The organism is Amycolatopsis sp. NPDC051061 (assembly GCF_040682935.1).
Classification (GTDB): domain Bacteria; phylum Actinomycetota; class Actinomycetes; order Mycobacteriales; family Pseudonocardiaceae; genus Amycolatopsis.
The window spans coordinates 46984-64145 of sequence record NZ_JBFBBZ010000012.1; the positions used below are offsets into that span (position 1 = coordinate 46984).

Annotated in this window: 16 protein-coding genes; 8 read left to right on the top strand and 8 right to left on the bottom strand. The window is 71.9% G+C overall.

The annotated features are described in order from the left end of the window. The first annotated feature begins 155 nt into the window (after positions 1–155). The 3 genes from AB0N03_RS18055 to AB0N03_RS18065 all read left to right on the top strand — a co-directional run bounded on the left by AB0N03_RS18055 (position 156) and on the right by AB0N03_RS18065 (position 4230). Positions 156–1865 carry a GMC family oxidoreductase gene (locus tag AB0N03_RS18055; protein ID WP_364372444.1) on the top strand — a complete coding sequence of 570 codons (1710 nt, stop codon included), beginning with the start codon at positions 156–158 and terminating at the stop codon, positions 1863–1865. A 10-nt stretch (positions 1866–1875) separates the two neighbouring features. Continuing rightward, a complete protein-coding gene (locus AB0N03_RS18060; protein WP_364372446.1) occupies positions 1876–2586 on the top strand; it encodes a maleylpyruvate isomerase family mycothiol-dependent enzyme in 711 nt (236 codons plus the stop codon). 129 nt (positions 2587–2715) lie between these two features. Beyond that, entirely contained in the window at positions 2716–4230 is a 1515-nt protein-coding gene (locus AB0N03_RS18065) for an FAD-binding oxidoreductase (RefSeq protein WP_364372449.1), read from the top strand. Here AB0N03_RS18065 and AB0N03_RS18070 read toward each other — a convergent pair. Together AB0N03_RS18070 and AB0N03_RS18075 are read right to left on the bottom strand one after the other, a co-directional pair. Continuing rightward, positions 4227–5672, bottom strand: a complete 1446-nt coding sequence (locus AB0N03_RS18070; RefSeq protein WP_364372452.1) for an aldehyde dehydrogenase family protein — start codon at positions 5670–5672, stop codon at positions 4227–4229. The genes AB0N03_RS18065 and AB0N03_RS18070 overlap by 4 nt on opposite strands. 243 nt (positions 5673–5915) lie before the next feature. After that, a complete protein-coding gene (locus AB0N03_RS18075) occupies positions 5916–6950 on the bottom strand; it encodes a zinc-dependent alcohol dehydrogenase family protein (protein WP_364372455.1) in 1035 nt (344 codons plus the stop codon). 75 nt (positions 6951–7025) lie between these two features. On the opposite strand from AB0N03_RS18075, the gene AB0N03_RS18080 reads away from it, so the two are divergent. After that, positions 7026–7634 (top strand): rhomboid family intramembrane serine protease, encoded by a 609-nt coding sequence (locus AB0N03_RS18080; RefSeq protein ID WP_364372458.1) that lies wholly within the window; start codon positions 7026–7028, stop codon positions 7632–7634. Here AB0N03_RS18080 and AB0N03_RS18085 read toward each other — a convergent pair. Beyond that, positions 7622–8092 (bottom strand): hypothetical protein, encoded by a 471-nt coding sequence (locus tag AB0N03_RS18085; RefSeq protein ID WP_364372461.1) that lies wholly within the window; start codon positions 8090–8092, stop codon positions 7622–7624. The genes AB0N03_RS18080 and AB0N03_RS18085 overlap by 13 nt on opposite strands. Positions 8093–8169: 77 nt before the next feature. After that, a complete protein-coding gene (locus AB0N03_RS18090) occupies positions 8170–8721 on the bottom strand; it encodes a DinB family protein (RefSeq protein WP_364372464.1) in 552 nt (183 codons plus the stop codon). Between the two features lie 108 nt (positions 8722–8829). Here AB0N03_RS18090 and guaA point away from each other — a divergent pair, with 108 nt between their 5' ends. Further along, positions 8830–10386: a glutamine-hydrolyzing GMP synthase gene (gene guaA / locus AB0N03_RS18095; protein ID WP_364372467.1), complete on the top strand. Its 1557-nt coding sequence runs from the start codon at positions 8830–8832 to the stop codon at positions 10384–10386. Positions 10387–10451: 65 nt separating this feature from the next. On the opposite strand, the gene AB0N03_RS18100 is transcribed toward guaA, so the two are convergent. Next, the gene (locus AB0N03_RS18100) at positions 10452–10694 is read right to left on the bottom strand and encodes a hypothetical protein (RefSeq protein ID WP_364372470.1); all 243 of its coding nucleotides are present in this window, start codon (positions 10692–10694) and stop codon (positions 10452–10454) included. Then, the gene (locus AB0N03_RS18105; RefSeq protein WP_364372473.1) at positions 10687–11976 is read right to left on the bottom strand and encodes a PspC domain-containing protein; all 1290 of its coding nucleotides are present in this window, start codon (positions 11974–11976) and stop codon (positions 10687–10689) included. The genes AB0N03_RS18100 and AB0N03_RS18105 overlap by 8 nt, the downstream gene beginning before the upstream one ends. 131 nt (positions 11977–12107) lie before the next feature. On the opposite strand from AB0N03_RS18105, the gene AB0N03_RS18110 reads away from it, so the two are divergent. Both AB0N03_RS18110 and AB0N03_RS18115 read left to right on the top strand, forming a co-directional pair. Then, positions 12108–13397 (top strand): PspC domain-containing protein, encoded by a 1290-nt coding sequence (locus tag AB0N03_RS18110; protein WP_364372476.1) that lies wholly within the window; start codon positions 12108–12110, stop codon positions 13395–13397. Between the two features lie 7 nt (positions 13398–13404). Then, a complete protein-coding gene (locus AB0N03_RS18115) occupies positions 13405–14085 on the top strand; it encodes a response regulator transcription factor (protein ID WP_364372479.1) in 681 nt (226 codons plus the stop codon). 10 nt (positions 14086–14095) lie between these two features. Here the strand turns inward: AB0N03_RS18115 and AB0N03_RS18120 are convergent, their stop codons facing one another. Continuing rightward, positions 14096–15064, bottom strand: a complete 969-nt coding sequence (locus AB0N03_RS18120) for a DMT family transporter (protein WP_364372482.1) — start codon at positions 15062–15064, stop codon at positions 14096–14098. A 104-nt stretch (positions 15065–15168) separates the two neighbouring features. Here AB0N03_RS18120 and AB0N03_RS18125 point away from each other — a divergent pair, with 104 nt between their 5' ends. Beyond that, positions 15169–16071 carry a LysR family transcriptional regulator gene (locus AB0N03_RS18125; RefSeq protein ID WP_364372485.1) on the top strand — a complete coding sequence of 301 codons (903 nt, stop codon included), beginning with the start codon at positions 15169–15171 and terminating at the stop codon, positions 16069–16071. Here the strand turns inward: AB0N03_RS18125 and AB0N03_RS18130 are convergent. Next, complete coding sequence (locus AB0N03_RS18130; RefSeq protein WP_364372488.1) at positions 16068–17162, bottom strand: serine/threonine-protein kinase; 1095 nt, start codon at positions 17160–17162, stop codon at positions 16068–16070. The two genes, AB0N03_RS18125 and AB0N03_RS18130, sit on opposite strands and share 4 nt — an antisense overlap.

Sequence of the window (17162 nt, forward strand, 5' to 3'; positions counted from 1 at the left end):
TCCCGGAAATCGTGTCCCGCCGACGGGTCTCGCCGAGCGTGAACATCGAGCTACTCAGTGAATACCCACAATGACCATCGGGAAAGCGTGCAAGTGGGTGACTGGTGAGTAACTTACCTCTGGTCAGGACGGGAACCCCGGGTTAGGCTCAAGGTGTGACTGCCAGTAACACCACCACCAGTGCGGGTGCCCTCGACTACGACGTCGTCGTGGTGGGGTCGGGGTTCGGCGGCAGCGTCGCGGCGCTGCGGCTCACCGAAAAGGGCTACCGGGTAGCCGTCATCGAGGCCGGGCGGAGGTTCGCCGACGACGAGTTCGCGAAGACGTCGTGGGACCTCAAGCGCTACCTGTGGGCACCGCAGGTCGGCTGCTACGGGATCCAGCGCATCCACATGCTCAACGACGTCATGGTGCTGGCGGGCGCCGGCGTCGGTGGTGGGTCGCTCGTCTACGCGAACACGCTGTACCGGCCGCTCAAGCCGTTCTACGCGGATCAGCAGTGGTCGCACATCACCGACTGGGAAACCGAGCTCGCGCCGCACTACGACCAGGCCGGCCGGATGCTCGGCGTCGTCACGAACCCGACGATCACGCCTTCGGACGTCGTGATGCGCGACGTCGCGAAGGACATGGGCGTCGCCGATTCGTTCCACCCGACGCCCGTCGGCGTGTACTTCGGCAAGCCCGGCTCGAAGGCGGCCGACCCGTACTTCGGCGGCGCCGGACCCGAGCGCGTCGGCTGCACCGAGTGTGGCGCCTGCATGACCGGCTGCCGCGTCGGCGCGAAGAACACGCTGGTCAAGAACTACCTGTACCTCGCCGAGCAGGACGGCGCGCAGGTCATCCCGCTGACGACGGTGACGTCGGTGCGCCCGGTCGACGGCGGCTACGAAGTCGACCTGAAGAAGACCGGCACGACGTCTCGCCGGTTCCGGACGACGATCACGGCCGAGAAGGTCGTCTTCGCCGCCGGTACGTGGGGCACGCAGAACCTGCTGCACCGGATGAAGGACACCGGCACGCTGCCCCGGTTGTCGCGGCGGCTGGGCGAGCTGACCCGGACGAACTCCGAGGCGATCATCGGCGCGGCCCGGACCGAGGTCGACGAGAGCCGGAACTTCAGCCGCGGGGTCGCGATCACGTCGTCGATCCACCCGGACGAGAACACCCACATCGAGCCGGTGCGCTACGGCAAGGGCAGCAACGCGATGAGCCTGCTGCAGACGATCGCGACCGACGGCGCGTCGCCGGTGCCGCGCTGGCGGCAGGCCGTGAGCTTCATGGTCAAGCACCCGGTGCAGGCGGCGAAGCTGCTCAACGGCTACCGCTGGAGCGAGCGCACGGTGATCCTGCTGGTGATGCAGAGCCTCGACAACTCGATCACGACGTACACGCGGCGCGGGCTGTTCGGGCGGCGCAAGTACACGTCGAAGCAGGGCCACGGCGAGCCGAACCCGAGCTTCATCCCGGCCGGCCACGAAGCGAACGAGCGCACGGCGGACCGCATCGGCGGCATCGCGGGCGGCACGTGGGGCGAGATCTTCGACATCCCGCTGACCGCGCACTTCATCGGCGGCGTCCCGATCGGCGCGTCCGCCGAGGAGGGCGTGATCGACCCGTACCACCGGGTGTTCGGCTACCCGGGCCTGTCGGTGGTGGACGGCGCGGCGATCACGGCCAACCTGGGCGTGAACCCGTCGCTGACCATCACGGCGCAGGCCGAGCGGGCGTTCTCGTTCTGGCCGAACAAGGGCGAGGCGGACCAGCGGCCATCGCAGGAGTCGTCGTACGTCCGGTTGACGCCGGTGGCGCCGAAGAACCCGGCGGTGCCCGCCGACGCCCCGGCAGCACTGCGGCGGTCCTAGACTCGGGGCCGTGACGGCATCCGAGAAGGCGCACGCGCTGCTCGACGGGGTACGGAAGCTCGACGACGAATGGGCGCTGGCCATCGGTGGCCTCGGTGAGCCCGAACTGCGCGCCCCCAGTGCGTTGCCCGGGTGGTCGCGCGCCCACGTCCTCGCGCACGTCGCGCGCAACGCCGATGGCCTCAAGAACCTGCTGAACTGGGCGAACACCGGGGTCGAGACGCCGATGTACGCCAGCGCCGAGGCCCGCGAAGCCGACATCGAGGCCGGGGCCCGACGCGGGGCCGCCGACATCCTCGCCGACTTCGTCGCCTCCGCCGCGCGCTTCGAGGAGTATGCCGCCGGCCTGCCCGACGACGCCTGGGCGCGAGAAGCCCGAAACCGGCAGGGCGCGCCCGTCAGCGGGACCGTCGTCGCGCGGATGCGGGTGTCCGAGCTGACCATCCACCTCGCCGACCTCGACCGGGGCTACGACCTCGACCGCGTCCTGGCTCTTCTCGGCCCGCTCGCGCAGGACGTCGTCCAGCACGCGATCACCTCCCGGAGCGCGCACCTGCCCGCGCTCCGCCTGGTCGCCGAGGGAACCGGGGAGTGGACGATGGGCGCCGTCCCCGGCGCGACCGTCACCGGCACGAGCGGGCAGCTCCTGGCCTGGTTGAGCGGGCGCTCCGACGGCGAGAGCCTCGACGGCGACGTGCCGCGGATCCCCGCCTGGTCGTGAAGCCGCCGTGAACTGACCGCGACCGTCCTCCGTGTACCGATCAGGGGCGCGGATCCCCGGGTCCGGCCCTAAGCTGGGCGTCCCCGGCAGCGAGGAGTCCGATGTGGACAGCGTGAGCAGGCCGGCCCGGTGACCGGGCAACCCGGCGGACGGCCGCACGTCTTCGATTACCTGGACAGAAGGGCGTTCCTCCGGGTCGCGGGCGTGTCGGCGGCCGGTGCCGTCGCCGCCGCGTGCGGGCCGGGCAGCCCCACGGCGCCCGCCGCTTCGACGGCCACGCCGCCGCCGATCACGTCCGGGCCGCCCCCCAGCCGGCTGCCCACCGGGCCGCCGAACTGGGACGACCTGCGCTCCAAGCTGGCCGGCGGCCTGCTGCGCCCGGGCAGCGACGGCTACGCCACCGCCAAGCGCGCCTTCAACCCGCTCTTCGACGGCAACAACCCGATCGCCGTGGTGACGGCGTCGAGCGTCCAGGACGTGCAGGCCTGCATCCAGGGCGCCGCCGGGCGCGTGGCGCTCGCCGCGCGCAGCGGCGGCCACTGCTACGCCGGCTATTCGGTCCCCGAGAGCGGGCTCGTCATCGACGTGTCCGCGATGAACAAAGTGGACATCCGGGGCACCCAGGCCGTGATCGGCGCCGGCGCGAAGCTGAAGGACGTCTACGCCGGCCTGGCGCAGGCCGGTCGTGCCCTGCCCGCCGGCTCGTGCCCGACGGTCGGGATCGCCGGGCTGACCCTCGGCGGCGGCATCGGCGTGCTCTCGCGCAAGTACGGCCTGACGTGTGACCACCTGAGCTCCGCGCAGGTCGTGACGGCCGACGGCAAGCTGGTGACGGCGTCCGCGAGCTCCGAGCCGGATCTGTTCTGGGCGCTGCGCGGCGGGGGTGGCGGCAACTTCGGCATCGTCACCGAGTTCACCTTCGACACCGATCCCGCGCCGAACCTGACGGTGTTCTCGCTGCACTTCCCGTCCGGTTCCGCGGCGGGCGTGCTCGGCGCGTGGCAGGCGTGGATCGCCGCGATGCCGCCGGAGCTGTGGGCGAACATCGTGCTCTCCGGCGGTTCGCCGGTCCAGTGCCGCGTCGGCGGCTGCTACGTCGGGCCGCCGTCCGGGCTGAACACGCTGCTGAACAACCTCACCGCCAACGCCGGCGCACGGCCGACGCAGCGCACGGTGAAGGCCCTCGACTACCTCGGCGCCATGAACTACTTCTCCGGCAGCTCGGCCCGGCAGTCGTTCGTCGCGTCGTCGCGGATCATCACGAGCCCGGTCGACCCGGCGAAGATCGTCGCCCTGGCCGACGGCCGGGCGGGCATGGACCTGCTCATCGACGGCCTCGGCGGGAAGGTGGGCGAGCCGGCGAAGGACGCGACGGCGTTCTGGCACCGCGACGCGCTGGCCAGCGTGCAGATCTACGCGCCCGCGACGGCGAAGACCCGGTCGAAGGTGGCGCGGTCGGTGGGCGACGTCGTCGCGGGTCTCGCGGCGGCCGGGGCGGGCGGCGGGTACGTCAACTACATCGACCCCGCCCTGCCCGACTGGAAGGCCGCCTACTACGGCGACAACGCCAAGCGGCTGCAGGACGTCTCCAAGAAGTACGACCCCTACAACGTCTTCCGGTTCGGGCAGGGCGTCGTCGCTTAGAGGTCGATGCCGGTGAAGACCGTGACCCGCTCTTCCGTCAGGTCGTGCATGGCGGCGAGGACGCCTTCGCGGCCGACGCCGGAGCCCTTGACGCCGCCGTAGGGCATCTGGTCGGCGCGGTAGGACGGGACGTCGCCGATGATCACGCCGCCGACCTCCAGCTCCGCCGAGGCGTGGAAGGCCAGCTGGACGTCGGTGGTGAAGACGCCGGCCTGCAGGCCGTACGCGGATTCGTTGACCGAGCGGAAGGCCTCGTCCACACCGTCCACAACGGACACCGCGAGCACCGGCCCGAAGATCTCCTCCGCCCAGGCCTTGGTGTCCGGCGGGACGTCGGTGAGCAGGGTGGGAGCGACGGTCGCGCCCTCGCGCGTCCCGCCGGTGAGCAGCTTCGCGCCCGCCGCGACGGCCTCGTCGACCCACGCGACGATCCGCTCGGCGGCGGCTTCGTCGACGACCGGGCCGACGTCGGTGTTGCGGTCGTACGGGTCGCCGGTCCGCTGCGATTCGACCGCTTCCAGCAGTGCCGGCACGAACTCTTCGGCGACGGCGGCGTCCACGATCACCCGCTGCACGGCGATGCAGGACTGCCCGGCCTGGTAGTTGCCGAAGGTGGCGATGCGGTGCGCGGCGCCTTCGGGGTCGGGCCAGTCGCGCAGCACGACGGCCGCCGCGTTGCCGCCGAGCTCCAGCACGACGTGCTTGCGCGGCGCGGCGTCCTTGAGCGACCAGCCGACCGGGCCCGAGCCGGTGAAGGACACGACGGGCAGCCGCGGGTCGGCGACGAGCGCTTTCGTCTCCTCGTTTCCCACTGGCAGTACGGAAAACGACCCCTCGGGCAGGTCCGTCTCGGCCAGGATCTCGCCGAGGACCAACGACGACAACGGCGTCCGCGGCGCCGGCTTGACGATGATCGGAGCGCCGATCGCCAGCGACGGCGCGACCTTGTGCGCCACCAGGTTGAGCGGGAAGTTGAACGGCGCGATGCCGAGCACCGGCCCGCGCGGCACGCGGCGGGTCAAAGCCAGCCGCGCCTCGCCCGCCGGGTCGGTGTCGAGCCGCTGGACGTCGCCGGTGAACCGGCGGGCTTCCTCGGCGGCGATGCGGAACACCGACACCGCGCGCTTGACCTCGGCCTCGGCCCACTTGAGCGGCTTGCCGTTCTCGGCCGTGATGACTTCGGCGATCTCCTCGGCGCGCGCGGCGAGCACCCGGGACACGTGCTCGAGCGCGCCCGCGCGAACGTGCGCGGGTGTGGCGCGCAGCTCCTTCGCGACGGACACCGCGGCGGCGACCGCGCGCTCGACCTGCTCCGGCCCGGGCACGGCGACCGTGGCGACCTCGCTGCCGTCGTACGGGTGGTGCACGACGAGGGTGGTGGCGCCCGGTTCCGGGCGGCCGGCGATCCAGGCGGGGCGCGGCTCGGGGGTGATCATGTCCATGCGCACCAACGTAATCCGGGTGGGAGCTCGCTGTATCGCACCCCGCCCGCCCCCACCCGGACGGGTCACGGTTCCCGCGAGGTGGGTCCCGAATGAGTCATTCGCGACGTTGGGTGGGGGTCGGCGACGTCATGAACGACTCTTTCATGTCGCCGGACGTCATGAACGACCCTTTCATGACGTCCCGCCCGGCAGACGCGACTTTGCCGGCGTCCTGACCCTCCGGACCTCCACCCGGACGGGTCACGGCTTGATGAGCACCTTCAGCGCCTCGCGGTCCGCCATGGCGCGGTAGCCGTCCGGCACGCCCTCGACGTCGATGGTCCGGTCGAAGACCTTGCCGGGCTGGTACTTGCCGTCGAGGACGTCCGGCAGCAGCTCGGGGATGTAGTGCCGGGCCGGGGCGACGCCGCCGGTGACGGTGACGTTGCGGCGGAACACGCCCACGCCGATCGGGCCTTCTTCGTACTGCGGCAGGCCGACCCGGCTGACCGCGCCGCCCGCGCGCACGACCCCGACGCCCATCTCGAAGGCGCCCTTCGTGCCGACGCACTCGAGGACGGCGTGCGTCCCCTGGCCGTTCGTCAGCTCGCGCACCTTCTCGATGCCTTCGTCACCGCGCTCGGCGACGACATCGGTCGCGCCGAACTCGCGGCCGAGGTCGGTGCGCGCCCGGTGGCGGCCCATGAGGACGATCCGGTCGGCGCCGAGCCGCTTCGCCGCGAGGACGGCGGAGAGTCCGACGGCGCCGTCGCCGATGACGGTGACGTTTTGGCCCTCGCTCACGCGCGCCTTCACCGCGGCGTGGTGGCCGGTCGAGAAGACGTCGGACAGCGTCAGCATGGACGCGAGCAGGTCGTCGTCCTCGGTGTGCGGGAGCTTGACCAGCGTCCCGTCGGCCTGCGGCACGCGTACGGCCTCGCCCTGACCGCCGTCGACGCCCTTCGCGCCCCAGCCGCCGCCGTGCAGGCAGGACGTCTGGAGCCCTTCGCGGCAGAACTCGCAGGTGTTGTCGGACCAGACGAACGGCGCGACGGCGAGATCGCCTTTCTTGACCGTCGCGACGTCGGCGCCGGTCTCCTCGACGATCCCGAGGAACTCGTGCCCGATCCGGCGTCCGTGCTCGCGGGGCGGCATGTCAGCGTACGGCCAGAGGTCGCTGCCGCAGATGCAGGACCGCACGACCCGCAGGACGACGTCGGTCGGCTCGGCCAGCTTCGGGTCGGGAACGGTCTCGACCCGGACGTCGCCGGCGCCGTAGATGACTGTCGCTCGCATGCCAGTGCCTTTCCCGTGGAGGTTCGTGACAAACGTCGGGGGTGCGGCGGCGCTGTCGCGCCTAGATTTTCGTCCATGACCACCCGCACCGCATCCCGCACCCCGTTCGGGCGACTCGCGCTGGGAGCCCGCCGGCCGTACCTCACCGCCGCGGTGTTCCTGGTGACGCTGGCGTGCGGGATCGCGCAGCTGGCGCATCCGCCGCTCTACGACGCGGTCGTCCGCGACGCGGCCCGCATCGACGACGGCGAGTGGTACCGCCTGGTGACGGGCATGTTCTTCCAGGACGGCTGGGCGTTCGGCCTCGTCTCGAACCTGCTCTGGCTGGCGGTGTTCGGCACGCTCGCCGAGCGCGTGTTCGGCCGCGCTCGCTGGCTGGTCCTCTACTTCGGGTGCGGACTGTTCGGCCAGTTCATGAGCTACGTCTGGCTGAACCCGGTCGGCGCGGGCAACTCGATGTGCGTCGTCGGCCTGATCGGCGCGCTGGCGGCGGTGGTCGTGGTGGCGTCACGCCGCTACGGCGTGGTGCTGCCGGTGCAGTTCCGGGTCATGGCGTTCGCGGTGCCGGTGCTGGCCGTGGTCGACACGGTGGTGCACGACAACCACGGCCTCCCGTGCCTGCTGGGGATGGCCCTCGGCTTCCTGCTCCTGCCGCGGCCGGTCACGACGTCTCAGTCCGGGTAGCGGCCGCCGAGCCGCTGCCAGTGCGCGACCAGGTCGACCCGCACGGGCACCGCGAGGATCTCGGCTAGGTCCGTTTCGGCCGCACGAGCCGCTTCCTCGGTGAGTTCCCACTCCCGGTCTTCGAGCCGGGCGTTCGAGCCGAGCACCCCCACCGGCTGCCCGCCCGCGCCGCTGCGCAGCTCCGCCCGGGCCTGCGCGGCGGCGATCCGCTCGCACCGCAGCAGGTCGGCCCGGCCCAGGTCCTCGGTGTGCCGGGCGTCGAGGACGATCCCGCCGCCCGATCGCACGCCGTACCGGGCGGCGATCCGCAGGAGGTCGTTGCTGAACGCGCGGGTTTCGGCGGGCAGCCACGACAGCCGTTCCCAGTCGGGCGCCGGCTGGTCGTCGACCCGGGAGACCGCGTACCCGGGCACGTCGCACCAGGTCAGCCGGGCTGGTGGGCGGAGTCGGTAGAGCATGCGCGGGCCCCCTCGGCGGCGGCCCCGGGCGGAGCCACGCTCGTTACCCGGTGAATCGGGCCGACGGTGACTCGGTGTTACAGGGGCCGGCTCCGGTAGAGGTCGCGCAGCAGGAGGACTTCGGCGCAGTGGTGGATCATCTCGCGGTGGATGTGCAGCACCAGGGTGGCCATCGGGTACTCCGCGTACGGGCCCTCCGCCGGGCCGCACGGCCGCGCCAGGGCGTCGTCGTCGAGGGACTTGACCCCTTCGACCCACCGGGCGTAGTACTCGTCGAGCAGGGCCATCGCTTCGGCGGCCGTTCCCGGGTACGGGTAGTCGTCGTAGGTCATCGCCGGGCCGTCGAAGTGCGACGCGGACCGCATGCCGAGGACGCCGACGAGGATGTGGTTGAGCCGCCAAGCGACCGTCGTGACCGGCGGTGGTGTCGGCTCCGGGAACGCAAAATCGATGGTGAACGGACCGCTGCCGGGTTCGTCGTCGGACTTCCGCGCCCGCACGGTCCAGCAGCCCGCGACCGGCTCCCACAGGTACTCGTCGTCGGTGAGCCCCTCGAGCTTCGGGCGCACCAGGACGTTCCAGTGGAAGTCGAGCTGGTCGGTCAGTTCCTTCGTCCAGTTCACAGCCATACCGGCACCGTAGGCCGGATCGAGGACAGGGGCGGCCCTGAATCCCGGGTGACCCAGCCCACCTGGGACGATGGAGGGGATTCCCGCTTCTCGCCAGGAGGTCCTCAGGTGCCCAACCCCACCGGTCCGGTTCTCGTCGTGGACTTCGGGGCGCAGTACGCGCAGCTGATCGCCCGGCGCGTCCGCGAGGCACAGATCTATTCCGAGGTCGTGCCGCACAGCGCGTCCACCGAAGAGATCCTCGCGAAGAACCCCGCGGCCATCATCCTCTCCGGCGGACCTTCGAGCGTGTACGTCGAAGGCGCGCCCGGCATGGACCCGAAGCTCACCGAAGCCGGCGTGCCGATGTTCGGCATCTGCTACGGCCACCAGCTGCTGGCCAGCGCGCTCGGCGGCGTCGTCGAGCCGACCGGCGTCCGGGAGTTCGGCCGCACCGAGGTCCGCGTCACCGGTGACGGCGGTGTCCTGCACGCCGGCCTGCCCGCGCACCAGCCCGCCTGGATGAGCCACAACGACAGCGTCACCAAGGCCCCGGAGGGCTCGGTCGTCACGGCCTCCTCCGACGGCGCCGAGGTCGCCGGCTTCGAAGACGTCAAGCGCCGCTTCGCCGGCGTCCAGTACCACCCGGAGGTCGCGCACTCGCCGCACGGCCAGGAGGTGCTGCGCCGGTTCCTGCGTGACATCGCCGGCATCGAGCCGCAGTGGACGACGTCGTCGATCGTCGAGGACCAGGTCAAGCGGATCAGCGAGCAGATCGGTGACGGCCGCGCGATCTGCGGCCTGTCCGGCGGCGTCGACTCCGCCGTCGCGGCCGCGCTCGTGCAGCGCGCCATCGGCGACCGGCTGACCTGCGTGTTCGTCGACCACGGCCTGCTGCGCGCGGGGGAGCGCACCCAGGTCGAGCAGGACTTCGTCTCCGCCACCGGGGTCAACCTCGTCACGATCGACGCGCGGGAACGGTTCCTCTACGCGCTGGCCGACGTCACCGACCCGGAGCAGAAGCGCAAGATCATCGGCCGCGAGTTCATCCGCGTGTTCGAGCAGGCCGAGCGCGACCTCAAGGCCGCGGGCGACTACCGGTTCCTGGTCCAGGGCACGCTGTACCCGGACGTCGTCGAGTCCGGCGGCGGCGAGGGCACGGCCAACATCAAGAGCCACCACAACGTCGGCGGCCTGCCGGACGACCTGCAGTTCGAGCTGGTCGAGCCGCTGCGGCTGCTGTTCAAGGACGAGGTCCGCCGCGTCGGCTCGGAGCTGGGCCTGCCCGAGACGATCGTGCAGCGCCAGCCGTTCCCCGGCCCCGGCTTGGGCATCCGCGTCATCGGCGCGGTCGATCAACACCGCCTCGACATTCTCCGAACGGCCGACTTGATCGCGCGCGAGGAGCTGACGGCGGCCGGGCTGGACCGCAGCATCTGGCAGTGCCCGGTGGTGCTGCTCGCCGACGTCCGCAGCGTCGGCGTCCAGGGCGACGGCCGGACCTACGGGCACCCGGTGGTGCTGCGGCCGGTGTCGTCCGAAGACGCGATGACCGCGGACTGGACTCGCCTGCCCTACGACGTCCTGGAGCGGATCTCGACCCGCATCACCAACGAGGTGGCGGAGGTCAACCGGGTGGTCCTGGACGTCACGTCCAAGCCGCCGGGCACGATCGAGTGGGAGTAAGTCCTTGAACGGACTCGAGGCCCCGGCGTGGGATCCGGGGCCTCGAGAGAGTGGTGGGTTTGTCGTTATCGGCGGCGCTTGCCGAACGACGCGCCGAGGAGCATGAGCCCCACGAACACCGCGCCGCCGGCGATCACCCAGCGGAAGTCGAACTGCGGCAGCCAGCTCGCGCCGTCCGAGAGGACGTAGGCCGACACGAGCAGGGTCGCCACTCCGACGATCAGGGTGAAGATGTCCACGCCACCGCGCTTCGCGGGCGGCTGTGTCTCCGTCGGGTTGTCGTAGGCGTAAGGGTTCTGGTCAGCCACGGCGCACCTCCACGTTGCCCACGCTGTTCTTCACGTGCAGGGTGATCTTCTGGCCGCCGACGCCGTCGGTGCCGTAGTCGGTCCCGGTCAGCGCGTCCTGGCTGATGCCGTCGGTGGAGCGGTCGAAACACTCCGTCGAGCCGGCGCCGGTGTGGCAGTCGAAGGTGACGTCCGCCGTGTCCGGCACGGTGACGGTGGTGTTGCCCGCGCCGTTGACCACGTTGGTGGTGATCGGGGAGGAGCCGGCCGGCAGCTCGGTCAGGTCGACGTCGAGGTCGCCCGCGGCGTGCTGGTAGAGCGGCTGCACGTCGGTCACGGAGTGCGGGGTCTCCCGGAGGTCTTCCGCGCCGCCGCGGAAGTCGAAGTTCTCGAACGGCACGGTCGTGAGGACCATCCCGGCGATCGCGAGCGGGACGGCGAGCCCGATCAGGCCGCGCCCGCCGCGGGCGAACGCGCCGACGACGAGGCCGATCCCGACCACGGCGAGCACCGAGCCGATGACGTGCTGAGCGGAGAACCAGCTCGCGCCGTTGAGGTTCGCCAGCACGCCGCCACCGGCGGTCAGCACGGCGAGCGCGAAGGTCACCGAGCCGACCTTCGAGTTGCGGCGCCGCTCGGGCCGCTGGTAGGTCGGCGGCGCGGGCGGAGGCGGCGGCTGCGAGGACGGCGGCTCGGGCAGGTCCCAGCCGGCCGGGTCGGCGGCGAGCGGGTCCCACCCCGGCTTCGTCTCCGCGGCCGCGGTCGCGGTGTCGGTCATGGTGAAGGCTCCGTTCCCGGTGAAGGCGGTCGAGTGCGCCCGCGAGACGACCGGAGCGGGCCGGTTCTCCTGGCCGCGGTTGCGGTGCAGCAGGTAGAGCGCGATGGAGATGAGCGCGAAGCTGATGAGGCTGCCGCCGTCGAACCACGAGCCGCCGAAGCTGCCCCCGATGCTGACGACGGTGAGCACGCAGAGCACGACGGCGAAGGCAGGCGACACCGACGACCGGCCGCGCCCGATCAGGCCTTCGAAGCCGGAGACCTCGTCGCTCTCGCCGGGCAGGAACAGCCACCCCAGCAGGTAGAAGGGAACGCCGAAGCCGCCGAAGATCGTCGCGACCACGAGGGCGATCCGCACGACGACGGGATCGATCCCGTACCGGTACCCGATGGCGGCGGCCACCCCGGCTATCTTCCGCCCGGCGTGCGGCCGCCGGGGCCGGCTGACCCAGAAGTCCTTCACGGTCTCCTCGAAGCCGTTCAACGGACTCGGCTTCGGTGCCCGTGTCTCACTCGCACCACTCATACCGAAGAGCATGCGGCACGCGGGATCGGCGGACATCCGGGATGGTCCCTGAGGTTTCCCGGAGGGGAATTCCGGGGCCGGCTCCGGATCAGGGACTTCCCCGATGGAAGCCCGCGCCCCTGCGTGTGACCATGGACCACGTGCAGGAAGCCCTCGACCACGTAACCCCCGACCAGGTGGCCGTCCCGGACAAGCCCAAGATGTTCCGGCGCCGGTCCGGGCGGGCGATCGCCGGGGTCGCCGGGGGGCTCGCCGATCACCTCGGGGTGCCCGTCGTCTGGGTGCGGACGGCCTTCGCGCTGCTCGCCGCCCTGAACGGGGCCGGCCTGCTCGCCTACGGGCTGCTCTGGGTCTTCGTCCAGCAGCAGACCGAAGAAACCGCGAAGGCGCCCACCTCGAAGGAGCGCCAGCAGGCGTTCGGCCTGATCGCGCTCGGCGTCGGCCTCGCCGTCGCCAGCGGGACGCTCACCGGGTTCATCAGCGGCTGGGTCGCCGTGCCGCTCGCCGTCGCGATGATCGGTCTCGCCGTCGTCTGGCGCGAGGCCGACGAATCGCAGCGACGCCGTTGGCGCGTCGGGGCGAAGGACGGCTTCGCGGGGGCGTTCCTCGGCGGGGGCGGCTGGTCGGCGGCCATCCGGATCGTCGCCGGCGTCGCGCTGGTGATCACCGGCATCGGCGTCGTCGTGCTCCGCAGCGGCAGTCTCGACCAGGTCCAGTTCGCCCTGATCGCCGTCATCGCGACGCTGATCGGCGTCGCCGTCCTGACCATCCCGTTCTGGTTGCGGCTGGTCAGGGACCTCTCCGACGAGCGCAAGGCCCGCATCCGCACCGACGAACGCGCCGAGATCGCCGCGCACCTGCACGACTCCGTGCTGCAGACGCTCGCGCTGATCCAGAAGCAGAGCGAGCAGCCGCGCGAGGTCGCGCGGCTGGCCCGCAGCCAGGAGCGCGAGCTGCGCGGCTGGCTCTACGGCCCGAACGGCTACGGCAAGCCCGTCGAGAATCCCGAGGAAGCGACGGGCCAGCTGTCGGAAGCGCTCGCGACGGCGTGCGGCGAGGTCGAAGACACGTTCGCGATCTCCGTCGGCCAGGTCGTCGTCGGCGACGCCGAGCTGGACGACTCGCTGGTCGCGCTGGTCCAGGCCGCGCGCGAAGCGATCGTCAACGCGGCGAAGCACGCCGGCGTCGAGGAGGTCAGCGTCTTCGCCGAGGTCGAGCCGACGGCGGTGACCGTGTTCGTCCGCGACCGCGGCAAGGGCTTCGACCCCGACCTGGTCCCGGACGACCGCCACGGCCTCGCCGACTCGGTCCGCGGCCGGATGACCCGGCACGGCGGCACGTGCAAGGTGCGCACCGCGCCGGGGGAGGGCACCGAGGTGCAGCTCGCCATGCCGGTGAAAGCGAGCAAGGGGGCGGCGTGAGGCGGCTATGCTCGACGTCGTGACTGACACCCAGCGCGAACCGGTGAAGGTGTTCCTCGTCGACGACCACGCGCTGTTCCGCGCCGGGGTCCGCACCGAGCTCGACTCGATCACCGACGAAGTCCGCGTGGTCGGCGAGGCCGGCTCGGTCGCCGAAGCGGTGGCCGGGATCGCCCGCACGAAGCCGCAGGTGGTGCTGCTCGACGTCCACATGCCCGACGGCGGCGGCGCCGAGGTCCTGCGCCGGGTGCGGCCCGAGCTGCCGGACGTGGTGTTCCTGGCGCTGTCGGTGTCGGACGCGGCGGAGGACGTCATCGCGGTCATCCGCGCGGGTGCGCGCGGGTACGTGACGAAGACGATCTCGTCGAAGGAGCTGGTCCGCGCGGTGGTCCGCGTCTCGGACGGCGACGCGGTGTTCTCCCCGCGCCTGGCGGGCTTCGTCCTGGACGCGTTCGCCGACCGCCCGGGATCGGCGCCGATCAACGATCCCGAGCTGGACCTGCTGACCCCGCGCGAGCGCGACGTCCTGCGGCTGCTCGCGCGCGGGTACGCGTACAAGGAGATCGCGTCGGAGCTGTTCATCTCGGTGAAGACCGTCGAGACGCACGTTTCGAGCGTTCTCCGGAAGACCCAGCTGTCGAACCGCTACGAGCTTTCTCGCTGGGCCTCAGACCGCCGGCTCGTCTGACGCTCCAGCTTCAGTCCGCCAGAGGAGCGAGCGGCCGGGGTGCGCGCCCGGTGGTGTCGTCACCAAGCCCATCCGCCTGGTCACCGGGCACTTCCGCGGCCACTCGCTCCGGCTTCTGGAGGCGGGTCAGCGCGACCCCGCCGAGGACGACCACCATGCCCGCGATCACCCGCAGGTTCAGCTGCTCGCCCAGGAACACCGCGCCCAGCAGCACCGAGACCACCGGCAGCAGGTAGCCGACGACCGACGCCGTGACCGCGCCCTCGCTCGCCAGGAGCTGGTAGTTCAGCGCGAACGCGAAGCCCGTCGACCCGATGCCGAGCACCAGCATCGCCAGCAGCGGCCCGACCCCGAAGTGCACCGGCGTGAACCCGCCCGCCGGCAGCGCCAGCACCAGCATTCCGCTGGCCAGCAGCATCTGCCCGGCCGAGATGGCGTACGGCGAAGACGTCGAAGAAGACAGGTACTTGCCCTCGTAGACGAACGCGAAGCCGTAGCTCGCCGCCGCCGCGAGGCACGCCAGCGCGCCCCAGCTCAGCAGCCCCGATGCCTGCCACGGCGCGAAGATCAGCAGGATCCCGCCGAGCCCGGCCAGCAGCCCGGCCAGCCGCGTCCCGGTCATCCGGGACGACGTCCCCATCAGCGGCGCCGCCAGCAGCACCCACAGCGGCGTCGTCGAGTTCAGCACCCCGGTGATCCCCGAGTCGACCGTCGTCTCGCCGATCGCGAACAGCAGGAACGGCAGCGCGTTGTGGAAGAACGCCGCGACGGCCAGGTGCCCCCACATCCGCCGGTCGCGCGGCAGGCGGGCCCGCTGCAGCCGGCACAGCACCAGCAGCATCGCCGCGCCGAGCACGAGCCGCGCCAGCACCAGCTGCACCGGCGAGAACATCCCCAGCCCCAGCTTGATCCAGAAGAAGCTCGAGCCCCACATCAACGCCAGCGCGGCGATCCTCAGCAGGGTCTTCGACTCGCCCACCCCAGTCCTCCTTCTCCGATCAAGCGCCAGCTTCGTCGGGGAAAGACATAAGGACAAGCGAAAATAACTGCAGCGACCGTTAAGCTCAGCTGTAAGATCGGGGCATGCTCGACGTCCGCCGCATGCAGGTCCTCCGCGCCGTGATCACCAGCGGGTCGATCACCGCCGCGGCCCGCAACCTCGGCTACACGCCGTCCGCGATCAGCCAGCAGCTGTCCGCGCTGGAACGCGAAGCCGGCACCGAGCTGCTCGAACGCGTCGGACGCGGCGTCCGGCCGACGCCGGCGGGCGCGCTGCTGTCCGAGCACGCCGAGACGCTGAGCACCGAGCTCGCGAAGGCCGAGGCGGCGCTGACCGAGCTCAAGGAGGGCCGCATCGGCCGCGTCGCCATCCGCTACTTCGCGACGGCCGGCGCGTCCCTGGTCCCGCCCGCCATCGCCGCGGTCCGCCGCGAGCACCCCGGCGTCCGCCTGGACCTCAAGCTGGTGGAGCCCGACGACCCGATGATGGACGTCGAAACGGGCGACGCCGACGTCGCGATCACCGTCTTCCCGCGCAAGCGACCGCCCGGCAAGGGCGTCCGGCTCGTCCACCTGCTCGACGACCCGTACCGGGCGGTGCTGCCGAAGACCCACCCGCTGGCCCGCAAGCGCGTGCTCGACCTGACGGAGTTCGCCGAGGAGCCGTGGGTCGGCGTCGACGGCCTGCCGGGCGTCTGCCGCGACATCCTGGACAGCGCCTGCGCGTCCGCCGGGTTCGCGCCGAACGTCGTGGTCGAGTCCGAGGACTACCAGACGGCGCAGGGGTTCGTCGCCGCCGGCATCGGCGTCGGCCTGATCCCGGAGCTCGGGCTCGGCGCGCAGCACCCCGGCGTCGTCGTCCGCAAGATCCGCAACCCGGAGCCGGTCCGCGCGATCCACGCCGCGGTGGCGTCCCGGGCGTGGGGCCACCCGGCCGTCCGCACGCTGCTCGAAGCCATGCGCGCGGCGACCGCCAAGGTGGCCTAGACGAAGAACAGCTCCGAGACGAGGATGCCCACCAGCACGGCCGCGAGGATCGCGCCCACGGTGATCAGCGTCTTCTTCGACACCGGCAGGTTCCACGCCTGGGCCTGCGGCTGGGGTCCTGGTGCGGGCGGCGGAGCGAACTGGGTCGGCGGCGGTACCGGCTGCATCCGTTGCGTCTCCTCCGCCGAGGAGTAGCCGGGCGCGGCGATCGGCACCTGCTGCTGGAACTGCGGTCCCGACGGCGGCATCGGCGGCCCCGGGGGCGCCTGGCCCGGGTTGAAGAGCGGCGCCGGCGGGGGCGGCATCCCGGGCGCGGTCGGCGGGATGAACGCCGTTTCGCGGCCTTCGGTGATCGCGCTCAGCGATCGGACGGTGTCCGCCATCGTCGGCCGCGTCGTCGGGTCCGAGCGCAGCATCTTGCGCAGCGCCGCGGTCAGCACGCCCGCGTTCTGCGCCGGCCGCTCGGACGACTGCCCGTCGTCCCCGAACGGCGGCACGCCCTCGACGGAGGTGTACAGCGTCGCGCCCAGGGAGAACACGTCCGCGGCCGGCGTCGGCGGCAGTCCCCGCGCGACTTCCGGCGCGACGTACGCCGAGTGCGGCCCGCCGCCGCTGATGCCGATGTCGGTGAGCTTCACGCCGCCGTCGTCGGCGAGCAGGACCGTCCCCGGCTCGAGCGTGCGGTGCACGAACCCGGCCGTGTGGATCGCGGCGAGCGCGTTGCCGAGCTGGATCCCCAGGAGTGCCGCCTGGTCGGGGGTGAGCCGGCCGTGCTCGGCGAGGAACGTCGCCATGCTGCGCGACGGGATGTACTCCATCACCAGCCAGACGTCCTGGCCGTCGGGCAGCACGTCGAACACCTTGATCGCGCTGGGGTGCTCGATCCGGGCCGCGTCCTTGCCCTCCTGCATGGCGCCCGCGCGCGCCTGCTCGGCGCGGTCGCCGGCCCCGACCGGGAGGTACATCCGCTTCATCGCGACGGTGCGGAACAGCCGCGTGTCGAACGCCAGCCACACGATGCCCGCGCGGCCGCGGCCGATCGGCTGGTCCAGCCGGAACCGCCCGCCGACGATGGTGCCTTCAGAACTCAA